At 65.2% G+C, this 25,634-nt stretch carries 25 protein-coding genes; 14 read left to right on the top strand and 11 right to left on the bottom strand.

Translation table 11 applies throughout. The annotated features are described in order from the left end of the window. Window position 1: 1 nt before the first annotated feature. Both kdgD and PSAL_RS17985 read right to left on the bottom strand, forming a co-directional pair. Window positions 2-907 carry a 5-dehydro-4-deoxyglucarate dehydratase gene (gene kdgD, locus PSAL_RS17990; RefSeq protein ID WP_119840495.1) on the bottom strand — a complete coding sequence of 302 codons (906 nt, stop codon included), beginning with the start codon at window positions 905-907 and terminating at the stop codon, window positions 2-4. Between the two features lie 73 nt (window positions 908-980). Further along, window positions 981-1,712, bottom strand: a complete 732-nt coding sequence (locus tag PSAL_RS17985; RefSeq protein WP_119840496.1) for a FadR/GntR family transcriptional regulator — start codon at window positions 1,710-1,712, stop codon at window positions 981-983. Between the two features lie 160 nt (window positions 1,713-1,872). Between PSAL_RS17985 and PSAL_RS17980 the strand changes: the two genes are divergently transcribed. Beyond that, the gene (locus PSAL_RS17980; RefSeq protein WP_119840497.1) at window positions 1,873-2,667 is read left to right on the top strand and encodes an NAD-dependent epimerase/dehydratase family protein; all 795 of its coding nucleotides are present in this window, start codon (window positions 1,873-1,875) and stop codon (window positions 2,665-2,667) included. A 363-nt stretch (window positions 2,668-3,030) separates the two neighbouring features. Here the strand turns inward: PSAL_RS17980 and PSAL_RS17975 are convergent, their stop codons facing one another. Next, on the bottom strand, window positions 3,031-3,423 hold the full coding sequence (locus tag PSAL_RS17975; protein ID WP_119840498.1) for a RidA family protein: 393 nt from the start codon (window positions 3,421-3,423) through the stop codon (window positions 3,031-3,033). A gap of 251 nt (window positions 3,424-3,674) precedes the next feature. Here PSAL_RS17975 and PSAL_RS17970 point away from each other — a divergent pair, with 251 nt between their 5' ends. From PSAL_RS17970 to PSAL_RS17930, 9 genes are all read left to right on the top strand, one after another. Next, window positions 3,675-4,667, top strand: a complete 993-nt coding sequence (locus PSAL_RS17970) for an ABC transporter substrate-binding protein (RefSeq protein ID WP_119840499.1) — start codon at window positions 3,675-3,677, stop codon at window positions 4,665-4,667. 47 nt (window positions 4,668-4,714) lie between these two features. Beyond that, entirely contained in the window at window positions 4,715-5,500 is a 786-nt protein-coding gene (locus PSAL_RS17965; protein ID WP_408004218.1) for an ABC transporter ATP-binding protein, read from the top strand. Further along, entirely contained in the window at window positions 5,497-6,351 is an 855-nt protein-coding gene (locus PSAL_RS17960) for an ABC transporter permease (RefSeq protein WP_119840500.1), read from the top strand. The genes PSAL_RS17965 and PSAL_RS17960 overlap by 4 nt, the downstream gene beginning before the upstream one ends. A 2-nt stretch (window positions 6,352-6,353) precedes the next feature. Then, window positions 6,354-7,616, top strand: a complete 1,263-nt coding sequence (locus PSAL_RS17955; RefSeq protein WP_119840501.1) for a cytosine deaminase — start codon at window positions 6,354-6,356, stop codon at window positions 7,614-7,616. Then, window positions 7,613-9,019 carry an FAD-binding oxidoreductase gene (locus PSAL_RS17950; protein ID WP_119840502.1) on the top strand — a complete coding sequence of 469 codons (1,407 nt, stop codon included), beginning with the start codon at window positions 7,613-7,615 and terminating at the stop codon, window positions 9,017-9,019. The genes PSAL_RS17955 and PSAL_RS17950 overlap by 4 nt, the downstream gene beginning before the upstream one ends. A gap of 4 nt (window positions 9,020-9,023) precedes the next feature. Further along, on the top strand, window positions 9,024-9,602 hold the full coding sequence (locus PSAL_RS17945) for an NAD(P)H-dependent oxidoreductase (RefSeq protein WP_119840503.1): 579 nt from the start codon (window positions 9,024-9,026) through the stop codon (window positions 9,600-9,602). Beyond that, the gene (locus tag PSAL_RS17940) at window positions 9,602-10,213 is read left to right on the top strand and encodes an NAD(P)H-dependent oxidoreductase (RefSeq protein ID WP_119840504.1); all 612 of its coding nucleotides are present in this window, start codon (window positions 9,602-9,604) and stop codon (window positions 10,211-10,213) included. The genes PSAL_RS17945 and PSAL_RS17940 overlap by 1 nt, the downstream gene beginning before the upstream one ends. Window positions 10,214-10,270: 57 nt before the next feature. Then, complete coding sequence (locus PSAL_RS17935; RefSeq protein WP_119840505.1) at window positions 10,271-11,059, top strand: creatininase family protein; 789 nt, start codon at window positions 10,271-10,273, stop codon at window positions 11,057-11,059. A gap of 232 nt (window positions 11,060-11,291) precedes the next feature. Next, the gene (locus PSAL_RS17930) at window positions 11,292-12,404 is read left to right on the top strand and encodes a zinc-binding dehydrogenase (protein WP_119840506.1); all 1,113 of its coding nucleotides are present in this window, start codon (window positions 11,292-11,294) and stop codon (window positions 12,402-12,404) included. Window positions 12,405-12,729: 325 nt separating this feature from the next. Here the strand turns inward: PSAL_RS17930 and PSAL_RS17925 are convergent, their stop codons facing one another. Further along, the gene (locus PSAL_RS17925) at window positions 12,730-13,197 is read right to left on the bottom strand and encodes a MarR family winged helix-turn-helix transcriptional regulator (protein WP_119840507.1); all 468 of its coding nucleotides are present in this window, start codon (window positions 13,195-13,197) and stop codon (window positions 12,730-12,732) included. Window positions 13,198-13,351: 154 nt separating this feature from the next. Between PSAL_RS17925 and PSAL_RS17920 the strand changes: the two genes are divergently transcribed. Further along, complete coding sequence (locus PSAL_RS17920) at window positions 13,352-14,527, top strand: YHYH protein (protein ID WP_119840508.1); 1,176 nt, start codon at window positions 13,352-13,354, stop codon at window positions 14,525-14,527. A gap of 17 nt (window positions 14,528-14,544) precedes the next feature. Here the strand turns inward: PSAL_RS17920 and PSAL_RS17915 are convergent, their stop codons facing one another. From PSAL_RS17915 to PSAL_RS17885, 7 genes are all read right to left on the bottom strand, one after another. Further along, the gene (locus PSAL_RS17915; RefSeq protein WP_119840509.1) at window positions 14,545-15,525 is read right to left on the bottom strand and encodes a c-type cytochrome; all 981 of its coding nucleotides are present in this window, start codon (window positions 15,523-15,525) and stop codon (window positions 14,545-14,547) included. Beyond that, complete coding sequence (locus tag PSAL_RS17910) at window positions 15,522-16,094, bottom strand: cytochrome c oxidase assembly protein (RefSeq protein WP_119840510.1); 573 nt, start codon at window positions 16,092-16,094, stop codon at window positions 15,522-15,524. The genes PSAL_RS17915 and PSAL_RS17910 overlap by 4 nt, the downstream gene beginning before the upstream one ends. Beyond that, entirely contained in the window at window positions 16,091-16,495 is a 405-nt protein-coding gene (locus PSAL_RS17905; protein ID WP_119840511.1) for a hypothetical protein, read from the bottom strand. The genes PSAL_RS17910 and PSAL_RS17905 overlap by 4 nt, the downstream gene beginning before the upstream one ends. After that, window positions 16,492-19,065, bottom strand: coding sequence for a cytochrome c oxidase subunit I (gene ctaD / locus PSAL_RS17900; protein ID WP_119840512.1), 2,574 nt, complete (start codon window positions 19,063-19,065; stop codon window positions 16,492-16,494). The genes PSAL_RS17905 and ctaD overlap by 4 nt, the downstream gene beginning before the upstream one ends. Further along, a complete protein-coding gene (locus tag PSAL_RS17895) occupies window positions 19,062-20,030 on the bottom strand; it encodes a cytochrome c oxidase subunit II (protein ID WP_119840558.1) in 969 nt (322 codons plus the stop codon). The genes ctaD and PSAL_RS17895 overlap by 4 nt, the downstream gene beginning before the upstream one ends. Window positions 20,031-20,183: 153 nt before the next feature. Next, window positions 20,184-21,293, bottom strand: coding sequence for an MFS transporter (locus PSAL_RS17890; RefSeq protein ID WP_231388712.1), 1,110 nt, complete (start codon window positions 21,291-21,293; stop codon window positions 20,184-20,186). 220 nt (window positions 21,294-21,513) lie between these two features. Then, window positions 21,514-22,713 (bottom strand): cytochrome c3 family protein, encoded by a 1,200-nt coding sequence (locus PSAL_RS17885; protein ID WP_231388711.1) that lies wholly within the window; start codon window positions 22,711-22,713, stop codon window positions 21,514-21,516. Between the two features lie 92 nt (window positions 22,714-22,805). On the opposite strand from PSAL_RS17885, the gene PSAL_RS17880 reads away from it, so the two are divergent. Genes PSAL_RS17880 through PSAL_RS17870 form a run of 3 tightly spaced genes read left to right on the top strand, consistent with a single transcriptional unit; the run spans window position 22,806 to window position 25,634 of the window. Beyond that, window positions 22,806-24,074 carry a Na(+)-translocating NADH-quinone reductase subunit A gene (locus PSAL_RS17880; RefSeq protein ID WP_119840514.1) on the top strand — a complete coding sequence of 423 codons (1,269 nt, stop codon included), beginning with the start codon at window positions 22,806-22,808 and terminating at the stop codon, window positions 24,072-24,074. Further along, the gene (locus PSAL_RS17875) at window positions 24,071-24,853 is read left to right on the top strand and encodes an RnfABCDGE type electron transport complex subunit D (RefSeq protein ID WP_119840515.1); all 783 of its coding nucleotides are present in this window, start codon (window positions 24,071-24,073) and stop codon (window positions 24,851-24,853) included. Before PSAL_RS17880 ends, PSAL_RS17875 begins: the two co-directional genes overlap by 4 nt. After that, window positions 24,840-25,634, top strand: a complete 795-nt coding sequence (locus tag PSAL_RS17870) for an FMN-binding protein (RefSeq protein ID WP_119840516.1) — start codon at window positions 24,840-24,842, stop codon at window positions 25,632-25,634. The genes PSAL_RS17875 and PSAL_RS17870 overlap by 14 nt, the downstream gene beginning before the upstream one ends.

The raw sequence follows: 25,634 nt of genomic DNA, 5'->3' as shown, positions 1-25,634 counted from the left end.
CTCAGCGTTTGTAGGGGGCGATCAGGGCGGCCATCATCTCCATCTCGTCCGGTTTCAGATCCGTCAGGGGCGACCGGACCGGCCCGGTGTCGAAGCCCTGCAATCGGACCCCGGCCTTGATGGCGGAAACGGCATAGCCCTTGGACCGATTGCGAATCTCCATGAAGGGATAGAAGAAATCATTCAGGATCTCGGTGCAACGGTCCCGGTCGCCGGCGCGCAGTTTTTCGTAGAATTCGATCGCGAGGCCGGGGACAAAGTTGAACACAGCCGAGGAATAGGTGGTGAAGCCGGCGCCCAGGTAGGATTCGGCGAACAGTTCCGCCGTGGGCATCCCGCCGAGGTACATCAGCCGGTCGCCCATCCTGGCGGTGACCTGCCGGACAAGCCCGATGTCGCCGGAGCCGTCCTTGAACCCGATCAGGTTGGGACATTCGTCACACAGGCGGGCAAGGGTGTCGGGCTGCAGGATCGAATTGTCGCGGTTGTAGACCATGACGCCGATGCCGACGGATTGGCAGACCTTCTTGACGTGGGCATAAAGCCCCTCTTGCGGCGCATCGATCAGGTAATGCGGGATCAGCAGGATGCCGTCGGCCCCGGCCTTTTCCGCCGATTGGGCAATTTCCACGGCGATTTCAGTGCCGTAGCCGCAGCCCGACACGATGGGGATATCGCCCGAAACGGCCTTGGCCGCCGCGACGATTTCCGGAATTTCGCCGGGCTTCAGCGAAAAGAATTCGCCCGTGCCACCGGCGGCAAACAGGGTCGCGGCCGGATATTGCGACAGCCAGCCGACATGGTCTTCGTAGCTGGCGCGGTTGAAGGTGCCGTCCGCGCCGAACGGCGTGACCGGGAATGACAAAAGGCCGGATCCCAGCGAATCCTTCAGGGCGATCGGGTCCATATCGGTGCTCCGCTAAATTGACTTAAGCCACAGCTATCCGAGTCACCTGATATGTGTCAATAAGTTGTATGATCTATTTGGCGCCGTCGCGCAAAAGCCGTCGGTAGCGTTGCTGACTTCCCAGCAGGTGCGTGCGCATCGCCTCGCGGGCGGCCTCGCCATCGCCTGCGGCCACGGCATCGGCAATTGCGCGATGTTCACCGGAAATCATCGAGATATAGCTGTCCGGGCTGGGCGTCTGCCCGGCGTCCGGCAGATTGGAGCGTGGAATGATCGCCAGCCCCATGACCTCGAGAAACTCGCGAAAGCGCGGGTTGTTGGTGGCATCGGCCACCGCCAGGTGAAAGCGCAGGTCGGCGTCGCTGGTCGGTTGCCCCTGTTCGGCAAGGCGGCGGACCTCGGCTTCGGCCTCGTAGATCACGTCTTCCTGCGCGGGTGAACAGCGGGCGGCGGCCAGGGCGGCGGCCTCCATTTCCACGGCGATCCGCAGTTCCAGCATCTCGATGATCGAGGAAATGCGCGCCGGATCCAGGATCTGGAAAGGCCGGGGCGCGATCGGCACCGGTTCCAGCACGAAAACCCCGGCGCCCTGTCGCGGCTCGACAAGGCCATCGGCGCGCAGGGTGGCGATGGCTTCGCGGATCACCGTGCGCGAGACCGAAAATTCTTCGGTCAGCCGGGCTTCGGAGGGCAGGCGGTCGCCCGGCGTGAACTCCTGCGCCGCGATGCGGCCACGCAGCTGGGTGACGACATCCGCCACCAGGTTGCCTCGGGGGGATGCCCTCCCCGCTTTGTCATTTGCCATGGGTTGCTCCCTTACCTCAGAAGATAAGAGGAATTTTGCCGGCTTTGTCAAATGCAGGGCGCATATATCATACAGGTTGACAATTAATAAGATGAATATTCATATGTAGCCCGGTCAGACGGGCAGTCATCCTGTCCCCATCGTTGAAATAGGAGCCCCCATGAAACGTCTGCTGATCACCGGCGCTGCCGGCAACCTGGGCAAACTGGCGCGCGCACGGCTGGGCCATATGGCCGAGGTGCTGCGTCTTTCCGACATCGGCCCGATGGATCCCGCCGCCGGCCCGCAGGAGGAAATCGTGCAATGTGATCTGGGCGACGAAGCGGCGGTGATGGACCTGGTAGCTGATTGCGATGGCATCCTGCACCTGGGTGGCTATTCCGTCGAAGGCCCGTGGAAGGACATCCAGACCGCCAATATCACCGGCGTCTACAATCTTTACGAAGCGGCCCGCGCCCATGGCATGCCGCGGATTCTCTTCGCCAGTTCGAACCACGCCATCGGCTATCACACCCAGGACAAGGTGCTGACGGTCGAGGACCCGATGAAACCTGATGGGCTTTACGGCGTCTCGAAATGCTTCGGCGAAGCCATGGCTTCGCTCTATCATTCCAAGTTCGGCCAGGAGACGGCGATCGTCCGCATCGGCTCCTGCTTCGAAAAGCCCGCCGACCGGCGCATGCTGTGCACCTGGATGTCGCCGGATGATTTCATCCACCTCATCGAATGCACCTTCCGGGTCCCGATGCTTGGCTGCCCGATCATCTGGGGCGTCTCGGACAACGACGAAGGCTGGTGGGACACGCGCACGGCCCGGCTTATCGGCTGGCGCGCCCGCGACAATTCCGAGATCTTCCGCGCCGAAATCGAGGCGGCCGCCCCCTGTCCGCCCGCCGATGCGCCCGAAAGCCTTTATCACGGTGGCAAGTTCACCGCGGAACCGATCCACAAGTAACGCCGGGAAACGCCGGGGGGCCTTGTCGGACGGCCCCCCGGCGTCGGCGCCAGGCGCCCCACCGCCCGGTTTCCCTGTTGCAAATATCCTGGGGAGTCTCCGGCACGGAGACGGGGCAAAGCCCCAGCCGACGCGGCCCGCTGCACAAGCCTTGGGCATTTACACATTTGAATGCCTGCATACAGCATCTTCCCCCGTGACTCTGCCGCCCGATCCTCCATAGCGTGATCCCCGAGTAGAAGCAGAGGGGCTCCGGCCGGATCGTTGCTCATCCAACCTGACAAGTATCCGGACTCCACCGGATGGCGAGGGATCGTGATGAGCCGTATCAACCTATGCAAGGGCCTCGGGCTCGCTGCTGCTTCAGGGCAGGGCGGCCATGACCTCGATCTCCACCACGAATTCCGCGCGGGTAAAGCCCGAGACGATCATCAGGGTGGATGCTGGCAGATGGGCGATATCGGCCAGCCAGGCATCGCGGGCCGCCATGTACCCCGCCATGTGCTCGCGCCCCGTCACGAAGGCATTGATCCGCAGCACCCCGTCGCGCGAACTGCCGGCCTCTTTCAGGATCGAATCGATATTGGCAAAGCACAGCGCCGCCTGGGACTCGGCCCCTTCGGGGATCGAGCCATCGGGCGCCAGTGCCAGTTGTCCGGAGGTCAGGACAAACCCGCTGCCGCCCTCGCAGGCGACCCCATGGGCATAGCGGGCAAAGGGCGGGGCGATATCGCCGGGAACAAGGCTGCGGATCATCAAAAGCTCCTATCGGTTGCCGCCCCTGTGTCGCAGCATGGCGCCGCCGCGCCAAGCCTCGGGATGCGCGGCCCCTGCCGGGCGCACGCATTTCACGAGCCCTGTGGCAACGCTGCCCAATCCCTGACCAGACGGTCGGAATTCTTGCGATTCCAAGGGCGGGATCCCTTGCCGGACGGCCGGGGATCTGACCAACGTTCCTTGGGGAAACCTTTCATAACACTTAATAAAAATCCAATCGGGAGACTGAAATGAAGACCTTGAAACTTACCGTGACGACAGCCGCCCTTCTTGGGGCCGGCATGGCCCAGGCGCAGGATCTGACCGAGGTCAGCTTTGGCACCAACTGGCTGGCTCAGGCCGAACATGGCGGCTTTTACCAGGCCGTCGCGGATGGCAGCTACAATGAATGCGGCCTTGACGTGACCATCGTGCCGGGCGGCCCGCAGGTGAACAACCGCGCGCTGATGCTGGCCGGCCGCATCGATTTCCACATGGGCGGCGACCTGCTGCAGGCCTTCAATGCCGTCAAGGAAGGCGTGCCGGTCGTTTCGGTCGCCGCGATCTTCCAGAAGCACCCGCAGGCCATCATCGCCCACCCCGGCCAGGCCGAGACCTTTGCCGATCTCAAGAACCTGACCCTGTTGATCGGCGACAACGGCTATCAGTCCTACTACCAGTGGATGATGAAGGAATATGGCTTCACCGCCGAACAGCGCGAGCCCTATACCTTCAACCCCGCGCCCTTCCTGGCCGATGACACCATCGCGATGCAGGGCTACCTGTCCTCCGAACCCTACCTGATCGAGAAGGAAGGCGGCTTTACCCCCGATGTCTTCCTGATCGCGGACGCCGGCTATTCCACCTATGCCACCACGATCGAGACCATGGCCGACACGATCGCCGACAAGCCCGAGGTCGTTTCCTGCTTCGTCGATGCCTCGATCAAGGGCTGGTACAACTACCTCTACGGTGACAACGCGGCCGCCAATGCCATGATCACCGGCGACAATCCCGAGATGACCGAGGACAAGATCAGCTACGCCATCGAAAAGATGCTGTCCGAAGGGATCGTGGATTCCGGCGATGCCGAGACCATGGGCATCGGCGCCATGACCGACGAAAAGGTCGAGGATTTCTATGACAAGATGGTCGACGCCGGCGTGATCGACGCGGACATCGACTGGAAATCCGGTTTCAGCACCGAGTTCGTGAACAACGGCGTCGGTATGGACCTGAAGTAACACAACAGGGCTGGGGGCTTCGGCCCCCGGCCCAACGGGAGACAACCATGCCAGATATTCGTCCCGCCCTTGGTGCGCGCCCGAACCTGCTGCAGATGAGCCATGTCGAAAAGACATTCCGTGGCGACATCGTGGCCCTGCGCGACATGAACCTGACCGTGAACCAAGGCGATTTCATTTCGCTTCTGGGGCCTTCGGGCTGCGGCAAATCCACCGCGTTGCGGATCATCTCGGGGCTGATGCGCCCCACGGCCGGCCAGATCCGCTGGAGCGGCGGCCAGTCCAAGGATGATCTTGGCATCGTATTCCAGGAACCCACCCTGATGCCCTGGGCACGGGTCATCGACAACGTCTGGCTGCCCTTCCGCCTGCGCGGCGTGCCCTATGGCCAGGTCAAGGATGACGTGCTGCGGGCGCTCAAGCTGGTGGGACTGGAGAAATTCCAGCGCGCCTTTCCGCGTGAATTGTCCGGCGGCATGAAGATGCGGGTGGCCATCGCCCGCGCCATGGTGACCCGGCCGCGGCTGATCCTGATGGATGAACCTTTTGCCGCGCTGGACGAGATCACCCGGCAGAAGCTGAACAACGACCTGCTGGCCCTGCGCGAAGCCATCGGCTGCACGGTCATCTTCGTCACCCATTCGGTCTTTGAATCCGTCTTCCTGTCGGATCGGATCGTGGTCATGGCCGCGCGCCCCGGCCGCGTGATCCGCGAAGTCGAAGTGGACGCCCCCTATCCCCGTACCGAGGAATTCCGTACCTCGCCGGAATATGCCGCCCATTGCCGCCAGGCGTCGGACGCGCTGCACCAAGCCATCGGAGAAGTCGCATGAGCATCACCGAATCCGCCACCGACGCGCCGCTGTTCGATGCCGAGGAAGACGCCCGCGCCCGCAAGGAGCGGCTGATGCGGATGGCTCGCTGGATGCTGCCTTCGCTGGTGCTGGTCCTGTCGGTTCTGGCCTGGCATCTGTACGTGACCATCGCCGAGGTGCCCCATTACATCCTGCCCGGCCCCGTGCTGGTGGCGCAGAAGATGGTCGAGGACTGGCCGATCCTCTGGCCTGCGATGCTGATCACCGGGCGGCTGACCCTGCTGGCGCTGCTGATGGCGGTGGTCGGCGGCGTCGGGCTGGCGGTGGCCTTCACCCAGTCGAAATGGGCCGAGATGTCGTTCTTTCCCTATGCGGTGATCCTGCAGGTGACGCCGGTGGTGGCCATCGCGCCGCTGTTGCAGATCTATATCGACAATGCCTTTGCGGCGGCGCTGCTTTGCGCCTGGATCGTCGCCTTCTTCCCGATCCTCAGCAATACGACCATCGGGCTGAAATCGGCGGATCACAACCTGGACGATCTGTTCACCATCTACGGCGCGACCCGCTGGCAGCGGCTGCGGTTCCTCTACGCGCCCTCGGCCCTGCCCTTCTTCCTGGGCGGTCTGAAGATCGCCGGGGGGCTGGCGCTGATCGGGTCGGTGGTGGCGGAATTCGTCATCGGCCGGGCGGGCACCGGGCTGGGTCTGGCCTCGACCTTGCTGGAAGCCTCCTATCGTTTCAATTTCGGGCGCCTTTATGCGGCGCTCATCCTGATCTCTGTCATGGGCGTGGCGATTTTCGCGCTGATGAGCACGATCAGCTATCTCGCGCTGTTCCGCTGGCACGAAAGCGCGCTTAAACGGGAATAACCATGGACTTCAAGACTTTACCCGATGGGCCCCTTGCTCTGAGGGGTGTGACACTGCCTGCCTGCCTGCTGGGGCAGGAGGGCGGGTTGATCCGCACCGATATCGGTATCGCCGATGGCAAGATCGCCGCCCCCGCCGGGACGGACGTGGACATGGGCAGCGCGATGCTGCTGCCTTGTTTCACCGACATGCACACGCATCTGGACAAGGGCCATATCTGGCCCCGCGCCAGCAATCCCGACGGCACCTTTGACGGGGCGCTGAAAACCGTGCGCGCCGATCACGCGCTTTGGTCGGCCGAGGACGTGCGCGCGCGGATGTCCTTTGCGCTGCGCTGCGCCCATGCCCATGGCACGGCGCGCATCCGCACCCATCTGGATTCGCTGGAAGGGCAATACCTGCGCAGCTTCCCGGTCTTTACCGAGATGCGCGCGGAATGGGCGGGGCGGATCGACCTGCAGGCCTCGTCGCTGGTGTCCTGCGACCGGGTTGCGCGGGGCGGCGAATTTGCCGATCTGCTGCGCGTGGTGGCCGAGGCCGATGCGACCTTCGGGCTGGTTTCCTACCCGATCCCGGATCTGAAGGACCGCTTGCTGACCTTCTTCGACATGGCCGGCAGTGCCGGGGTCAGCGTCGATTTCCACACCGATGAGACCATGGACCCGAGTTCCGAAACCCTGCGGCTGATCGCGGAATGCGTGATCGAAACCGGGTTCGACGGGGGCGTCGTGGTGGGCCATTGCTGTTCGGTCTCGACCCAGGACGAAGCCCGCGCCATGTCGACACTGGACCTGATCGCAAAAGCCGGGCTGAACGTCGTCTCGCTGCCGATGTGCAACCTGTTCCTGCAGGACCGCCACGCCGGACGCACCCCGCGCAACCGCGGCGTCACCCTGGTGCACGAGATGAAGGCGCGCGGCATCTCGGTCAGCTTTGCGTCAGACAACACCCGCGATCCCTTCTATGCCTACGGCGATCTCGACATGGTCGAAGTGCTGCGCGAAGCCACCCGGATCGCGCATCTGGATCATTCCGACCCCGACTGGATCCACAGCTTTACCACCACTCCGGCGGCCGCCTGCGGGTTCGAGGCAGAGGGACTGACCATCGGCGCCCCCGCCGACATGATCCTGTTCCCCGCCCGCGACTGGACCGAGCTTTTCGCCCGTCCCCAAGCCAACCGCATCGTGCTGCGCGACGGCAAGGCCATCGACCGGACCCTGCCGGATTATTCTGAACTCGACCACCTGATGAGGGCCAAATGAGCGCCAATATCGAGGCCGCAAAGGCCGCCCTTTCGCACCTGGACCTGGAAACCCGCGAGGCCGGGATCAAGGCCGCCAGCCGGGATTTCTTCTGGTATTCGCCCGTCCTGAAGGACCGGCTGGATCACGTCATGGCCGATTTCGTCGTCCGTCCGACCAGCGAGGCCGAGGTGATCGAGGTCCTGAAGGTCTGTTTCGCCCATGACGTGCCGGTCACGACGCGTGGGGCCGGAACCGGCAACTACGGTCAGGCCATGCCGCTGGCCGGGGGCTGCGTGCTGCACCTGCGCAACATGGACAAGGTGCGCGAAATCACCCCCGGTCGCGTCGTGGCCGAACCCGGCTGCCTGCTGAAGAATGTCGATGCCGCAACGCGGGAGCATTCGGGGCAGGAACTGCGCATGTTCTCCTCGACCTGGGAAACCGCGACCATCGGGGGCTTTGTCGCCGGGGGGTCGGGCGGTGTCGGCTCGGTCACCTGGGGCAGCCTGCGCGACCTTGGCAACATCATCCGACTGCGCGTGGTGACGATGGAGGCAGAGCCCCGCATCCTGGAATTCCGCGGCGAGGAACTGGCCCGCGTGTCCCATGCCTACGGCACCAACGGGATCATCACGGAAATCGAGATGCCGCTGGCCCCGGCCTATGACTGGGTCGATATCTTCGTCTCGACCGAGGACTTCGGCGCCGCTGTGGCCCTGGCCGAGGACGTGGCGAACGAAGACGGCATCCTGGTCAAGCTCGCCTCGGTCTACGAGGCCCCGATCGCGCACGAGTTCTTTCAGCGGGTAAAGCCCTTTGTCAGCGAAAACAGCAACCTTGTCGGGCTGATGATCGCGCCGCATTCGATGGAAGGCTTCCTGACCTTCCTTGCCCGGCGTCCCGAGGTGACCCTGATCTATCGCAGCGACGATCACGACTGGCCGCGCCGTCCCGGCAAGGTCTTTGAATACGGCTGGAACCACACCACCCTGCGGGCACTGAAGGTCGATCCGTCGATCACCTACCTGCAGGTGCGCTATGGTTTCCCCGACCATGTCGCGCTGATCGAAAAGATCCGCGCCAGCTTTCCCGAGGGCGAGATCCTACAGCACCTCGAGGCAATGCGCATGGGCGGCAAGGTCGCTTTCGGCGGCCTGACCCTTGTGCGCTTCACCACAGAGGAACGGCTGGACGAGATCGTGCGCCTGCACGAAGAGGCCGGCGCGATGATCTTCAACCCGCATCGCTATACGCTGGAAGAAGGCGGGCGGCAGATGACCGATGCCACGCAACTGAATTTCAAGCGCGAGGCCGATCCCAAGGGGCTGCTGAACCCCGGCAAGATGATCTCCTGGGATGATCCGGAGTTCGGCTATGATGCGATGTATGCCTATCCGGGCCTGAAAGAGACGGCGGAGTAGACCCATGAAAGCCCTTGTCATCTTTGCCCATCCCGTCCCCGAAAGCTTTTCCTCGGCGCTGCACCGCAAGGTCGTCGACACCCTGACCGCACGCGGGTGGGAGGTCGACGACTGGGACCTGAACGCCGAAGGCTTCGATCCGGTCCTGTCCTGCGAAGAGCGCCGCAATTATCAGGACACCGAAAGCGACCGCAGCGCGGTGCAGCCCCATGTCGACCGGATCATGCAGGCGGATGCGCTGGTGCTGGTCTTCCCGGTGTGGAACTTCGGTTTCCCGGCGATCCTGAAGGGGGTCTTCGACCGGATCTTCCTGCCCGGCGTGTCTTTCCGGCTGGAGGACGGTTTCGTCAAACCGAACCTTACCCATATCAAGAAGCTGGCCGCCGTCACCACCTATGGCGGCACCCGCTGGCGCGCCTTCGGGGCGGGCGATCCGCCGCGCAAGATCGTGAAGCGTGCGGTCTGGCATGTCACCCGGCCTGAAAAGACCCGTTACCTGGCGCTTTATGACATGAACCGAAACAGCGAAGAGACCCGCAAGGCGTTCCTCGACAAGGTCGGCCGCGAAATGGACGCCCTGTGATGCGGGCCCTTGTCGTCTATTGCCACCCGCGCGCGGACAGTTTCAACGCGGCCATCCGCGATACCGTGCTGGGGCGGCTGGCGGCGGCAGGGGCCGAGGTTCGCCAGATCGATCTTTACGGCGAAGGCTTTGACCCGGTGATGAGCGCGGCGGAAAACGCCGCCTATCTGGATGGCACGCTGGGGACCGAACACCTGGCGCAGCATGTGGCCGGTATCGACTGGTGCGATACGCTGATCTTCGTCTATCCGACCTGGTGGTATGGCATGCCCGCGCTGCTGAAGGGCTGGTTCGACCGGGCCCTGCTGCCCGGCTCGGCCTTCATCCTGCCCGAAGAAGACGGCGGGGACATCAAGCCCGGCCTGACCCATATCACCCGGCTTGGCGTCTTCACGACCTGTGGGGCCAGCTGGTGGCTGACCCGGCTGATCGGCGCGCCGGGGCGTCGCACGATCCTGCGCGGCGTCCGCCTGCTTTGCGCGCCGCGGTGCAAGACCACTTTCGCCGCCCACTATCTGATGGACAGCTCGACCCCCGACAGCCGCGCGAAACACCTTGACCGGGTGCATCGCAAGCTGGACCGCTTTCTAGGCCATCGCGCCCAGGCCTGATGCGCATAATCCAGACAGGCATTCGCCTGACGACAAAAGATTTTCCGGAGTAACCCCATGACCCGCCGTAACTGGTACGAATACCGCGCCCCCGAATTCAAGGCCATCGACCCGCTGCGGTCCATCGCCATCCTGCCGACCGCCGCAGTGGAACAGCACGGGCCGCATCTGCCGGTCGGCACCGATACGATGATCGCCGAGGGCATGCTGGCGCAGCTGCAACAGGATTGCCCCGAGGATCTGGATATCCGGGTGCTGCCGATCATGGCCGTGGGCAAATCGAACGAACATCTCTGGGCCGAGGGCACCCTGACGCTGACGGCGGAAACCGCTCTGCGCGCCTGGACCGAAATCGGCCTGTCCGCCGCCCGCGCCGGGTATCGCAAGATCGTGATCGCCAATTCCCATGGCGGAAATCTGGACCTGATTTCCATCCTCAGCCGCGAATTGCGGGTCGAGGCCGGGATGCTGGCGGTGAAATGCCAATGGGGCAACTTCGGCTATCCCGAGGGCATGTATACCGATCACGAGCGCAAGTACGGCATCCATGGCGGAGATGTGGAAACATCGCTGATGCTGGCCTTCCGCCCCGATTGCGTCGACATGAGCGCGGCTAAGAACTTTGTCTCGACCGCCGAAACCGCGCCAATTCCGCCCGTGGGCCCTATCAGCCAGGCCTGGGTCGCCTCGGATCTGTCCGAAGACGGCACGGTCGGCGATGCCTCCATCGCGACGGCGGAAAAGGGGCAGGCGACGGCTGCGCACGCGATCGCGGGTTTCATCGACCTGCTGCGCACCATCCGGGACGCCCCCCTGCCGACGGGAAAAACCAAGATCGAGATCTGACCCGAGGCGGGTCTTGGTCCGGCCAGGCGTGCCGTTCACCTGATACGCGAGGAGTAGGGGATGCGCGTGACACGGGCCATCGGCGGGGCCGATGGTCCTTTACGCTTGTCCGTCGCATCGGTAGCGCTATCTGAGACGATTTGGATCAAGCGGGCGCTGTCGATTCGTGTGGATCCGTTCCGGCGACCCGACCGCAGCCCGCCACACGAAACCACATTCAGGAGATTCCGCCATGGCCACCACGGGCAAGCAACTATTCACGACATTGGAAGCAGACGGCACGCTGACCGTCGCGATCGAGGACGTGAGTTTCCCTGATCCGACCGGCAACCAGGTCCTGGTGAAGATGGAAGCGGCGCCGATCAACCCGTCGGACCTTGCCATCCTGGTCGGTGGGGCCGACATGGAAAACGCCACCTATTCACCCGGCAAGTTCGTCGCCAAGATGCCCGAGGCGGTCAACGCCGGGTCGAAATCCCGCCACGGGATCAAGCTGCCTGCCGGTAACGAAGGCGCCGGGACGGTTGTTGCGGCGGGCGACAGTGACGCGGCCAAGGCGCTGGTCGGTCAGCGGGTTTCCTGCCTTCCGGGGCATGCCTTCAGCCAGTATTGCATCGCCGATGCGGCCATGTGCCTGCCGCTTGGCGACCACACATCCGAGGAAGGCGCGAGCGGCTTCGTCAATCCCATGACCGCCCTCGGCTTTGTCGAAAATGCCCGGATGGACGGGCAGGACGCGATCCTGCATACGGTCGGGGCATCGAACCTTGGCCAGATGCTGACCCGCATCTGCAAGGAAGACGGCATCGGCCTGGTCAATATCGTCCGCAAGGCGGAGCAGGCCGATCTGCTCGCCAAGATCGGATCGACCCATGTGGTCAATTCCTCGGAAGACGGCTTCATGGATCAACTGTGCTCGGCCATCGACGACACCGGCGCCTTCTACGGCTTTGACCCGGTGGGCGGCGGCCAGTCGGTCGACACGGCCTTCAAGGCGATGGAGAAGGTCGCGGTCCGCCAGATGACGGAATATTCGCGCTATGGCTCGAACCAGGCCAAGCGCATGTTCATCTACGGCCGTCTGGACACCAGTCCGACGGTGCTGAGCCCGAGCTACGGCTTTGGCTGGACCCTGTCTGGCTGGCTGCTGTTCCCCTTCATCCAGTCGGCGGGGCAGGAAACCGTCAGCCGGATGCGCAAGCGGGTGCTCGACAACCTGACCACGACCTTTGCCAGCAACTACAAGAAGCACGTCAATCTTGACGAGATGCTGACCAAGGAAGCCGTCACCGACTATCGCGCCATGAAGACCGGCGAGAAATACCTCGTGACGCCCTGGTCCTGAGGACAGGTGACGACCCGGGCCGGGAATGGGTCCCGGCCCGGGGTCAGGTGGGATACGAGGCTTGGGCCGTCGAAGACATGGGCCCCTCCCATCCGCCGGTACCGGCGCCCGGAGAAAGGCAAGCCCAACCTCAGGCATCGCGGAGCCCGCACGCCAAATCCCGGTCATCCACGAAACTCAGGTACTTGTCTTGGGTTCGGACGGCCTTGCGATGCCGACAAGGTCCATGTTGCGGCGATGCAGGAAACACTGGTGTCGCAAGGCGCCCGGATCACCGGAGGCCATCGGACCTGGGCAAGGGTCTGAACCAGGGCGATGGCCTTGGTTACCGTCCCGGCGGCGGGTCCTGATGCGTCATCGGGGCCTTTCCATTCAGGGCGGCGCGCAAATTCCTGCTTTGCGTGAAAAGCTGTTCGGCGTTCTCGGCCCCGATGGCCTCGATGATGATCCGGTCGACCTCCTGCCAGACCGCAATGATCTGGTCCCGCAGGTGTCTGCCCTTTTCGGTCAGTGACAGGATCGCCGCGCGCTTGTCCTTTGGATCCTTGCGCAATTGAATGAAATCGTTGCTGATCAAGCGCTTGGTCATCTGGCTCATGCTGGCCGGGGTAACGTTGAATTCCGACGACAACTGGCGCTGCGAGGCCTCTTCCATACGCCCGAGTGCATGAATGAACCGCGCCTGACCAGCATGAAGGCCAAGCGGCTTGAGCAGCTCACGCAGCCGCACTTCCAGCAGATGTGTGCTGTGGAGCAGCAGGTGAAACTCCGCGCCTTGTGTTCGCGTCTGCATGAAGTTAGGGTCCTAACCAAGTTGGGTGCGGATGTTCTAACCGCAGCTTTGCTGCGGGTGCAATGCCTGTGTCCCCCGATCCATGTTCTTGCGGCCCGAGCGCGGCCGAGCATCGAAGCAATGTCATTAGAAGACAAGTTCAGGAGACCCCAGAATGATGTTCCCCTCGCAGCCGCGCAGCCAGTCGGCCCGCAATTGCAGCATTTTCACGCTTGGCGCCCTTGGCGGCATGATGGTCGCAACCGGCGCCTTCGCCCATGCCGGGGAGCACTCTGTCGCGGATGGTGCCCTGGTCAGCCCCAGCGAGATCGTCGATTGCACTCTGGAAACCGGCGCGGCCGCGGAATGCGCGCGTTACGTGGTGAAATACCTGCCCGACGACCTAGAGATTGGTCCGTTCTGTCCCGCGACGCTGGCGGACGAGGGCGGCATCTGGCACTGGGACGGCGATGAGGCCGGGGTGTACCGGATCAACGAAGACTTCCTGCGCATGCTGGACGAGCAGGGCTACACCTTCTTCAACGACGACGGAGAGGTCTATTCCTTCGACATCCGGACCGAGCAGCCGGTCGAGACCAACGAATGCATTCAGGCCACGGTCGATACCGATGTCGAGATGACGGTCCTTATTCCCGCGAATCCGGTGATGGCGGAGGAGAAGACCGATCTGGGCACGGTCGCGCAGGTCGGGATCGGGCTGGACGGCGTGCCGATCTTTGCGGATGCGCCATCGGTTCTGGATACCGGACATATGCCCGCGCTTGATACCTGTGGCGGACATATCGATCCCGGCGGCTGGTATCATTGGCATGCCACGGCGACGGACCTGAACACGGTCTTCGAAAACGAAGGCGTCGCGGCGGAATGCCTGAATGTCGAACAGGATCAGACAGCGCAGTTCGGCTATGCCTTCGACGGCTTCGCGATGTACGGCACGCTGAACCAGGATGGTTCGGTCCCTGACGATCTGGATGAATGCGGCGGCCATATCGGTCGGCCGGAGCAGGGCGAAGAGCCCGTCTATCACTATCATTCCGGCACGACCTTCCCGAACCTGCCCACTTGCCTGGTCGGCGTGGTTGCGCAGGATAACTTCTCGACCAACGCGGCGGGGGGTATTGGGGCGGCGAATGCGGGTGGCGGCCCCGGTGGTCCCGGTGGCGCGCCTGACTTCGACGCGATTGCCGAGGCTCTGGGTGTTGAGCCCGCCCAGCTGGAACAGGCCATGCAGGACGCCGGCGGACGCAACGCGGATCTGAATGCGGTGGCGGAGCAGCTTGGGGTCTCCGTGGATGCGCTGCAAGCCGCCATGCCTGGTCCCGGCCAGTAAGTCGCTGCGGCGGGGTCTCAGTCCCCGCCGCCCGAGAAATAGCGGCTGAGCGCGATGATGTCATCCTCGCTCAGTTCCCGCGCGGCTGCCAACATCAGCGGGTCATGGTGGTAAGTGCCTGCGGCCCACAGCCTGAGTTGATCGGCCAGGTAGGCTTCCGGCTGACCGAACAGGGCCGGTCCGCGCGACGGGTCTTTGCCATGGCAGGCAAGGCAGGCGGGTACATCGCGGGTGCCTTGCCGCGCCAGTTCTGCGCCCGGACCTGTCGGGGTGGGCCGCGGCGTGGGCTGGGGCGTTCCTGCGGCCAGTTCCGTCAGCAGCGCCCTGTCGTCCTGTGGGGGCACGAGGCGGGCGGCCTGGGCCATGATCCCGCTTGGGCGGGTGCCGCTGCGGTAGTCTTCAAGCTTCGCGGCAAGGTAATCCAGCGATTGTATATCCAGCCGGGGCACCGGCCCGCCCACCTGCGTATGGCAGCTGGCGCAATAGGCCGCACCGGTCAGGTCGCGCGAAGGGACCTCTGGCGCGGCGCCGGTCTTCAGCGCGGTCAGGTAGGCGACGACGGACCAGACCTCGTCGCCGCGATGTTTCACGGGCCAGGCGGGCATCCCGCTCATCTTCACGCCGTTCTCGATGATCCAGTGCAACTCGTTCGGTTGCCAATGGGCGATGGCCTCTTCGATGGGGGGCGGGGCGGGCAGCATGGCGCGGATGGTGGCGCTGCGCGCCTCGTCCGGCGTGGCGTGGCAACCTGCACAAGCGGTGGCGTAATGCCCGGCGCCGAGGGCAATCAGGTCGGGGTCATCCAGCGGTGGGACCTGATCCATCGACGGCGCGCGCAGGCGGACCGCGTTGCGGAACGTGGTGTGCAGCACCCTGGAGACCCCCGGCAAATGGCCCGCCTGGGCCGAGACGTTATATAGCCCAAGTCCGACCACGGCCCCGGCCCCGGCCAGGCCGAGCCCGGCAAGGACCGCCAGCGTCAGAAATACCGTTCTCATGCCATCCCCCTTTCCCGCAGGGCCTGCCCGGTCAGCCAGAGACCGGCAATCAGGTAGACCGGCGTGCCCATGGCCAGCATCAGCATGCCGCCGATCTGCTGCCCGCCCAGATCCGGCGCCGTGCCGCAGATCGCGGCGTAGATGTCGCGCGGCGCCAGCACCAGAAGCGCCCCCAGCAGGGTCATGTGCATCGAGGTCAGCAACAGCCCCCCCGCGCCCGCCAGCGGTTGATCGTGGCGCAGGCAGCCCGTCCAGACCAGCAGCCCGGCCGACAGGAAACTGGCCTGTTCGGCCACCAGCCCCACGGTCTGAAGGCGCCCCGCCGCATGGGGGGCGGGCAGGTGCCAGCCCCAGACCACGACAAATTCGATCAGCGCGGCGGCCAGCGGCGGCACCGGCAGGCGGTCCGCCACGCGCGGCAGGCCCAGCACGATCAGCGGTGCCGCCAGCGCGACCAGCGTCATGTGGCGCAGCATGTGGCTGGCAAAGACCGGCAGCATATCATCCAGCGGCAACAGCCAGACCAGCCCGAGCAGGCCAAGGCCGGGAGCAAGAAAGGCCCATCTCACTGGCAGCCCCCGATCAGGATCAGGGGAAGCGCAACGAAGATGACCCCGATGGCCGAGATGATCGACAGCAGGAAGGCCGCATGGCCCAGAAACCGGTGCCTGTCCTCGGGTCGTCCACGGCGGTTCACGCGGTCTCCGGTCGCGGAGAGGTTCCATTGCCGCCAGGCGGCCAGCCCGATCCAGCCGATCCCGCCAAGCGCACCTGCACTGAACAGGATCAGCCCAAGGCGCACCGCGTCGATGTCCCAGCCCTTGGCGCAGGTGACGGCGACCAGCCCGTAGCAGACCAGAAAATGCGCGGCCCAGATGACGGGGGCCAGCGTGATGCGGAACAGGCTGGCCTGTTCTTCGGCAAGCTCGGCCCGGTCCTCTTCGGGGCGCGGCGGATGGTCCCCGGTCATAGCGCCCCCGGGGCCAGGCCCATCACCGCGCAGGTTACCAGCGCCGCAAGCACCACGAAATGCCAGTAAAGCGAGACATTCCAGAGGTCCGCGTCATAGCGCGGCGTCAGCTTGCCGAACAGGGAACCGGCCAGGCAGTAAAGCTGCATGATGACCCCGACGCCGGCATGGACGGTGATCCAGATCGTCAGTGCCCAAAGGACGGCCGGATAGACATGGCTTTCCGGGTCCAGCGTCCAGACGGAGCCGATCAGCGCCGCCGCGCCGCCCGCTGCTGCCAGCGGCGCAAGCCCGAGGCAGAGGCGCGCCGCCCCGACAAGCCCGCTTCGGTTCAGCCGGCGCGCGCCAAGGGTCAGCGCCCAGGACCCGGCCAGCCCAAGGGCGGCCAGCGCGACCAGAAGAGCAACTGCATGCGCCGCCCCTTCGGGCGGGAAATTCGGCGCGGCGGTCCAGTAAAAGAAGAACCCGAAGACGAGCGAGGCAAAGGCCGTCGCATCCCCCAGCATCGTGATCCACATGGCCCACCACCCGACCGAGGCAGAGCCGGCGGCATAGGTCGGCAGGGTCAGCCCGAGGCCCACGTCCTTGCTGTCCGCTTCCGGAGGGCGGGCGGTCGAGGTCCAGAGCCAGTAGAGGATGCAGCAGACCGCCAGCGCCCCGCAAACCATTGCGGGCGGATAAAGGTGGAAGGTCGGCAAGATGAAGGCCCCGCCGGTGAATCCGGCCGCCAGATGGGTGATCCAGGTCGGCCCGGTCACCCGCTGGACCTGCACCGGCTCGGCGTCGATGACAGAGGTGACCAGCGTCTCGCGCTTGCCCTCCTGCGCGTCGGGCAGATAGTAGCGCCCGGCGTCCATCCGGTCCTGCATCCCCGGCTGATCCCACAGCGGATAGCGCGAGGTGACATGGGGGATCGAGCGCACGCCCCAGGTTTCCTCGGGCACGTCGTGGGTCCATTCCAGCGTGCCTGCCTCCCATGGGTTGCGCGGGATCTGAGGCTGGTCCTTCTTGGGCCGGATCAGATCCCAGACAAACACCACGAAGCCCGCCGCCACGACGAAGGCCCCGAGGGTCGAGATCATGTTCAGACCGTCCCAGCCAAGGCCCGTGGGATAGGTATAGACCCGGCGCGGCATCCCCCAGAGGCCGGTCAGGTGCATCGGCAGGAAGCACAGGTTGAACCCGCTGAAGACCAGCCAGAAGGACCAGCGGCCCAGGCGTTCGGACATCAGTTTCTTCTGGAAGAACGGGAAGAAGTAATAGACCCCCGCGATCACCGGAAAGACCATGCCGCCGAACAGTGTGTAATGCAGGTGGGCAACGATGAAATAGGTGTCATGCGCCTGGAAATCGAAGGGCGCCATGGCCAGCATCACGCCCGTCAGCCCACCCATTGTAAAGATCGCCAGCGCGCCCGAGATCCAGAGCATCGGCAGCGTCATCTTCACCCGTCCGGCCATCAGCGTGGCGAGGAAGGCAAAGATCTGGATGCCCGTGGGGATCACCACCGCCTCGGAGGCGGCCGAAAAGAACCCGAGCGAGATCGAGGGCAATCCGGTGGTGAACATGTGATGCACCCAGAGCCCGAAGCTGAGGAACCCGGTACCGACGGCCGACAGCACGATCCAGGAATAGCCGAAGATCGGGCGACGGGCGACCGTGGGGATGATCATCGCCGCGATGGCGATCGAGGGCAGGAAAATGATGTAGACCTCCGGATGGCCGAAGATCCAGAACAGGTGCTGCCACAGCATCGGATCGCCGCCGCGTTCGGGGTCGAAGAAGGGCCAGTTGAAGCTGCGCTCAAGCTCGAACAGGAAATCGCCGGCGATCAGCGGCGGAAAGGCGAACAGGATCATGCCCCCCACGACCAGCACGTACCAGGCGTACAGCGGCATGATGTTGACCCGCATCCCCGGCGGGCGGCATTTCAGCGTGCCGACGATCAACTCGACCGCTGCCGCGATCGAGGCGACCTCGATGAAGGATAGCCCCAGCAGCCAGATGTCGCTGCCCGGCCCTTCGTCCTGTGTCGCCAGGGGAGGATACATGAACCAGCCTGATCGCGGGGCCACGTCGAACAGGATCGAGCCGATCACGAAGACTCCGCCGATCAGGAAACACCAGTAGCCGAAGGCCGACAGGCGCGGGAACGGCATGTCCCGCGCCCCCAGAAGCCCCGGCAGCAAGAGGATCGAGACGGCCTCGAACATCGGGACGGCGAACAGGAACATCATGGCAGAGCCATGCATGGTGAAGAGCTGGTTGAAACGGTCGGCGGAGATCAGGTCGTGTTCCGGCACCGCCAGTTGCAGCCGCATCAGCAGCGCCATGATCCCGGCCAGCAGCATGAAGACCAGTGCGGTCAGGCAGTACCACTTGCCGACCTCGGAATTGTTCACCGCCTTGACGTAGCGCCAGCCTTTCGGCGTTTCCCAGACCTTGCGCAGCCTGTCCGCCTGGGCACGGCGCAGGTCGTCGGGAACGGGCTCGGCCAGCATCGCTTGGGTCGGGGGATAGGGGCCGGACGGCGCGGGCAGGGGTGAGGTGTCGCGCGGCGCTCGTGTCATTTCAGCCCTTTCAGGTAATGCGCAAGATCGGCAAGATCGTCTTCGGGCAGGTCATAGCTGGGCATCCGGACCTCGGGTTTCAGCGCCTCGGTATGGGTGATCCAGGCGGACAGATCGTCAAGCGTCATGGGCGAGCGTCCGGCGCCGATGCTGAGACGGCTGCCGATATGGGTCAGGTCCGGACCGACCGTTCCGACGGCCTCGGTGCCCCGGATCGCGTGGCAGGCGCCGCAGCCCTGTTGGGCGAAGACCGCCTTGCCGCGGGTTGCGGCCGGATCGGCCGGCGGGGCGGCATCGGCGGCCTGGGCTGCAAGCCAGGCATCGAAATCCGCGCGCTCCATCGTGACGGCGGAAAAGGCCATCCAGGCGTGGCTGGCGCCGCAGAATTCGGCGCATTGGCCGCGATAGGTGCCGACCTTGTCGGGATGCAGGCTGATCATCGTTTCGCGGCCGGGGAACATGTCCATCTTGCCGCCAAGGGCCGGGATCCAGAAGGAGTGGATGACCCTGTCCGAGGTCAGGCGGAACTCCGTCCGCTCGCCCACGGGCAGGCGGATTTCATTCGCGGTGACGATGGGCGCGCTTGCGCCTTCGGGCCAGTATTCCACCCGCCACCACCATTGCTCGCCCGTCACGCGCACCACCAGCCCGTCACCGGGCCGTCGCGGATCGGGCAGCAGGGCAAGGCCCCAGACCAGCAACGCGGTCAGGATCACCGTGGGCAGTATGATGCCGCCGCCGACCAGCAACCGGGCTGCATGACGCTGATCGATTCGTCCCGGAAGGACGCGGGACATGACGTAAAAGGCCCCGTTCACCGCCAGCCAGAGGACAACCGCGCCGGCCAGCATGACCCAGAACAGCTCTGCGATGCTGCCTGCGTCCTGACCGGCGATATTGAGAGAAGACTGAGCCTGCCCGCAACCGGCGAGACCGAGAAGCGGAAGACCTCTGAAAACTGACATGTCGGCCAGAAAGCGGCCATGGGACCGCCGACGCTTCTGCATGCTCATGCTATCGCAACGCGGTCGTCGCCAAGTTGTTCCCGAAGATTGCAGTACAACCTGGAAATTTTTTGGCCGGAGGGTGGTCGGTGGTGGCCGCATCAGGGCAGGGGGTCAGGCACCCACCTCGATACTCCCGGTGGTGTCGCTCTGCCGCTCGACCATGAACCGGGCCCTGATGAAGACCATGGCAACCAGCGGCAGGACGGCGGCGGCGTAGAACATCACCTGGGGCCCAAGGCTGCCGACCGCCAGACCGGCAAGCGCGGGGCCGATCACGCAGCCCGCCGCCACCGCCAGAAGCGCCGCGGTGAAGCTGAGCGAGGGGAAGGCGGGAAACAGGCTTTCGGACCAGAAGGCAAGGACCGCGCTGGTCATCATGACATGGATGCCCTGCAACCCGGCCGATGTCGCAAGCCCGCCCAGATGATCCGGCATGAAGGCGGCCGCGGCCAGCGACCCGGCCCCGGCCAGCATCAGCAGGCGGACCAGCCAAGTCAGCCCGATGCGGTCGCGCAATCTGTCCGTGGCAAGGCCGGTCAGGCCGAAAAGCCCGTAGAAGATGAAGACCAGCGCCGGGGCCGTCCCCTGGGGCAGACCGGGAAGGCCGTCTTCGGCAAACCGGTCGGCTGCGAAGGAGATATAGATCGCCGAAGTGATCCCGAAGATGAAGGCCACCCCGAACAGCGGCAGGGCCACGGGCTGCAAAAGATCGCGCCAAACGGCTTCGGGCGGGTCATCGGGGGCCTTTTCCACCTGCCGCAGCGCGGCCCAGTTGATCGCCAGCGCGACGATGCTGGCCGCGGCGAAGACCCCCCAGCAGATCCGCCAGCCGAAGCCGAAGAAGACCATGCCAAGGGCGACCACCCCGGCCAGTGCGATGCCGACGCTGGTGCCGGTGCTGATCACGGACAGCGCCGAGGCGCGGTCGCGGTCCCGCACCTTGCGATGCACCGCGTCGTTGAAAGGCGTCCAGGCGAACCCGGCGCTGGTGGCGGCCAGAAAGACCCCGGCGGCAAGGATCGGCACGTTCGGCGCTATCGCAACCAGCCCGAGGCCGAGGGTTGCGGCCGCGAGCCCGGCAAGAACCGGGTGTTCCGGCCCCCTTCGGTTCAGCAGAAGTTGCGCGACCAGGAGACCCGCGAAGAAGCCCGCGAACCCGAGGCTGGAAACAAGCCCGGCCGAGGCGGCGGACATCGAGAATTCCGATCTGAACTCCGGCACGAACAGGCCGAACCCCATGCGCCCCGGACCAAAGCTGATGGCGGTGGCGAAGAACCCGGCGGTGGACAGACTGCGAAAGAAAGTGATGGCGAGGGCCCCCTTTCGCAGTGAAATGCCGCTGTCGTCGGTCTGGTTCCCCGTATCGGTCGGATGGGTCGTGACTTTGCGCGTTTGCCCGCCGGTCGGGGCGGCGGGGGGGCGCCGACGCCTTTTCCCCCAGCTACCGCAAGATGCCCATGTCCTGCACGTCCTGGCCCAGTGACCCGCTCAGGTCCTCGATCGAATCGTGTAACAGTTCGAGCATATAGGGCGGGTTATGCGCGAAATTGCCGGGATCGGCCGCGATCAGTTTCCAATTGTAAACGGCGCGCAGGCTGCGCGGGGTCCATGAACTGAAGGCGACGGGCTGGCCGTCCTGTTCGTCCGCCAGCCCGTCGGCATTGGCATCGGCGAAGAAGTAGGGATAGCGGTGGCTGTCATAGACAAAGGCCGCCCCCGCAATGTCCCGGGTATAGTCCTCGATCAGCGCCATCAGCACTGCGGCATTGGCCTGAATATCGGACCGGATCCCCTTGGACAGGTCGCCGCTGCCGTCATAGCTTTGCCGGGCGATGCGGATTTCCTCGACGGAACTCGCCTCGTGGCAGGTCAGGCAGGTGTCGAATTCGATCTCCAGCGTATGCGGCTCGTGGCAGGAATTGCAGGATGAGACCGGGCGCGCATGGAAGAACCGGCCGGAGTATTCCTTGCCGGCGTAGTGATAGCCGGCCCCGCCATAGCCCCCCAGCCAGGAGGCCGCGGCGGTGGCGTAGTGCGGGTTGATGAACCGCAGGTCGGCGCTTGGCGTGTCGAGGTCGCGGTCGGCGGTGGCTGCCTCGACATCCTTGCCGGATGTACGGCCCTGGTGGCAGGTCATGCAGGCGGCTTCGACGCCTTCGACCGGGTGCATCAGGCCGCTGGGAAAGGCGACTTCCCTGATTCCGGCCAGACCGGGATTGTGACAGGTGCCGCAATCGACGACGCCCCCGGTGTTGATCGGCCCTTCGACACTGCCCGCCGGGGTGCCGTCCAGCCCGTGGAAATCACGAAACCCCTCGCCGGAATGGCAGGTGGCGCAGACCGGGTTGACGACCTCCTCCTCGTCCCAGTGGCTGAAGGCCTCCGATGCGGCATCCGCATGGCCCGAGCGGAACCAGTCGCTGATGGCCTGGTTGTTCTGGATCTCGATATCCGAAGGGCTGAACGGGCCTGATTTCGGCATGGCATAGGGCACCGCGTCCGTCGTGTCCTCGCCTTCGGCTTCCTGACCCAGGGCGAAATGCCCCCCGGCCAGCAAGAGCAGGCCGCAAGTCATGGCAAAAAGGGGGGCGAGGGGTCCGAAACGCTTGGCCATGAAATCTACTCCGGTGTTTGGGGGCATCGGGAATTCAGATTTCATCCTAGCATTGATTGCGGCGTCCCCGCTTGATCTGCATCAAGAGACCCCGGCGGGCTGTGTGGTACCCATGCGCCATGTTGCAGCTTGCTTTCCGGACAGGTCTTACATTGCCGTTCCAGTCCCCGCCGCCAGGCACGGGCGGGGTCGCGGATGTCATCTGCGCCGAAGCCGGGATTGTCGGGCCTTCGGGCACAGCGCCGCGCGTCACGTTGCACGTCGAAGAGGGGGCATCGGTCGCGCAGGGGGCGCCCGTGGCCAGTCTGCGCGATGCGCCGGACGTGTGTTTCGTCGCGCCGATGTCGGCCAGCGTGGCACGCAGCGTGCTTTTGCAGGGTCACAAGCTGTCCGAGATCGTGCTGTTTCGGGAGCCGGGTGGCGATGTGCTGACCCACGATACCTCTGGCGCGGCAACCGAGGCGGGCCTGCGTCGCCTGATGCAGCGCGCCGGGTTCTGGTCCTGGGTGCGGCGCCGCCCGTTTGGCGGCATGCCCGGAGCGGACGAACGTCCGGCCGCCATCTTTGTCATGGCGGCGGATACGCGGCCCTTTTCGCCTGATCCGCGCCTGGCGCTAGAGGGCCGCGACGAGGACTTTGGCCGGGGTCTTCGCGCGCTGGCGTTGATTGCGGAGGGCCCTGTGTATCTGTGTCAGCAGGCTGGGCCACCCCTGATCGACACGGCGGATGTGCCCGGCCTGCGCATTGTCACCTGCGGGCGACGCCATCCGCAGGCGGCGGCCGGACTGCGGATGCTGACGGTCTTTCCGGCAGGGCTGGAAACGCCGGTCTGGGATATCCATGCCGAGGATGTGGCCGCCCTTGGGACCCTGATCGACACCGGGCAACTGCCCATGACCCGGCTTGTCAGTGTTGCGGGTTCGGCGTTGCGCGAAAGTCGGATGGTGCGCACGCAGGTCGGGGCGCACCTGCGCGGGCTGACCCATCGCATCGCCAGGCCGGGGCCGCATACGGTCCTGTCGGGGTCGCCGCTGGAGGGCCGCGCCGCGCAATGGCTGGCGCCGCGCGACCGGCAGGTTACCGTCCTGCCGCGCAAGACATCAGGCGCGCAGGGCCATTGGCTCATGTCCGCGTTGACCCGGTCGGCCAGTCCCAAACCGGTGATCCCCACGGCGGCGCTGGATCAGGCCTTTGGCGGTATGGTCCCCGCAGCGGCTTTCGTCCGCGCGCTGAGCTGCGGGGACGATGAGACCGCGATGAAGTTGGGGGTATTGTCTCTGCTGGAAGAGGACATTGCGCTGGCCGACTACGTGCTGGGCGGGGAGGCGCATCTGCCGCGGCTGCTGGCCGGGATGCTGGATCGCATCCGGACGGAGGCCGGCGCATGAGCCGGGGCATCTGGACACGCGAGACGGTCGTGATGCTGCTTCTGGCGGCCTACCTGCCGCTGGCGCTGTTCTGGCTCTGGTACGGCGGGATCGAGGCGGCAAGCAAGCTGGCCCTGGTGGCGCTGGTGCTGGGGATCTGGCAGCTGGTCTTCCTGCTGGCGCGGGCACAGCCGATGTCGCTGTCGGCGGGGATCACCGCCCTGGGGATTGCCGTGCTGGCCCCCGAAGGCCTCGGGGCGTTCCGGTTGATCCTCGGCATCAGTTTCGGAACGGTGATGGGCGAGCTGGTCTTTGGCGGCTGGGGGCGCAACGTGGTGAACCCGGCGACCGTGGCCCTGTCGTTCCTCGGTTTCGGCTTTCCCGGCCTTCCATGGCCCGAGATCCTGACCCCGGTGGCCTGGGCGGCGATCCCGGCAGCGGTGATCGGCATGGCGGCGGGGGTGATGCCGGTCGGGGTTCTTCTGGGTGCGACGCTCGGCGTGGCGGTTGCTCTGGGGTTCGGGGTATTGCCCGTCTCGGTTCTGCCGGCGGCCGGTGTGGTGCTGGTCCTGCTGGTCGCGGACCCCGTCACCAGTCCGACGACGCCCGCGGGGCGCTGGCTGAACGGGCTGTCCTACGCTGCGCTTGTCACGCTTTTCGCGACCGGCTGGCACGGGGCCGCGCCCGTCCAGATCGCCGTGGCCACCGCCTTGCTGACCTCGCTGCTTGCGCCGGCGTGGGACGAAGGGGCGCTGGCCCTGTGGTATGCGCAAAGACGGAGGCGACATGGCCGGCACTGACCATAATCCCTGGCGGCGGTTTCTGGCCCTGCCCAATGAAAGCCGGACCAAGACGCTGGTCATGGCCTTTCTGGTGTCGGGCATCTGTGCCCTGATGGTCAGCGGCGCGACCGTGCTTCTGCGCCCGATCCAGACCGCCAATCGCGCGGCCGAGGAACAGGCCCGGATCGCGGAACTGGTGCGCGGCATTCCCGGCATGACCGACCTGCTGGAACAATCGGGCGGCACCCTGTCGACCGTGGTGATTGACCTCGACGACGGGCGCGCGGCGCAGGACGTGACGACCGAGACCTTTGCGACGGTCCTTGCGGATACGGCGAACTGGACAGCGCTCGAGCCTGCCGCCGATATCGCCGGGCTGGCGCAACGCCCTGATTATGCGCAGATCTTCCTGCTGCGGACCGGGGAGGAGATATCGCTGGTTCTGCTGCCGCTGACCGGGCAGGGCTATGGTGGTCGGATCGACGCGATCCTTGCGCTGGAAGGGGACATGAACACCATCGCGGGCATCGCGATCACCGGCCATTCGGAGACCCCCGGTCTTGGCGGCCGGATCGAGGACCCGTCCTGGCAGGCGCGTTTCCCCGGCACCCTGCTGCGCGACGAAGGAGGCGAGCTGCGCTTTGGTGTCGCGCGGGGCACTGCGAGCACCCCCTACCAGGTGGACGGGATCACCGGGGCGACACGCACCGGGCGCGGGGTCTCGAACATGGTGCAATTCTGGCTGGGGCCGGATGGCTACGGCCCCTTGCTCCGCGCGATCAACCGGGGGGAGTTCTGA

It is taken from the genome of Pseudooceanicola algae (assembly GCF_003590145.2).
Taxonomy (GTDB): Bacteria; Pseudomonadota; Alphaproteobacteria; order Rhodobacterales; family Rhodobacteraceae; genus Pseudooceanicola; species Pseudooceanicola algae.
The sequence above is the reverse complement of the archived record's forward strand: the minus strand, read 5'-3'. Positions and strand labels throughout refer to the sequence as shown.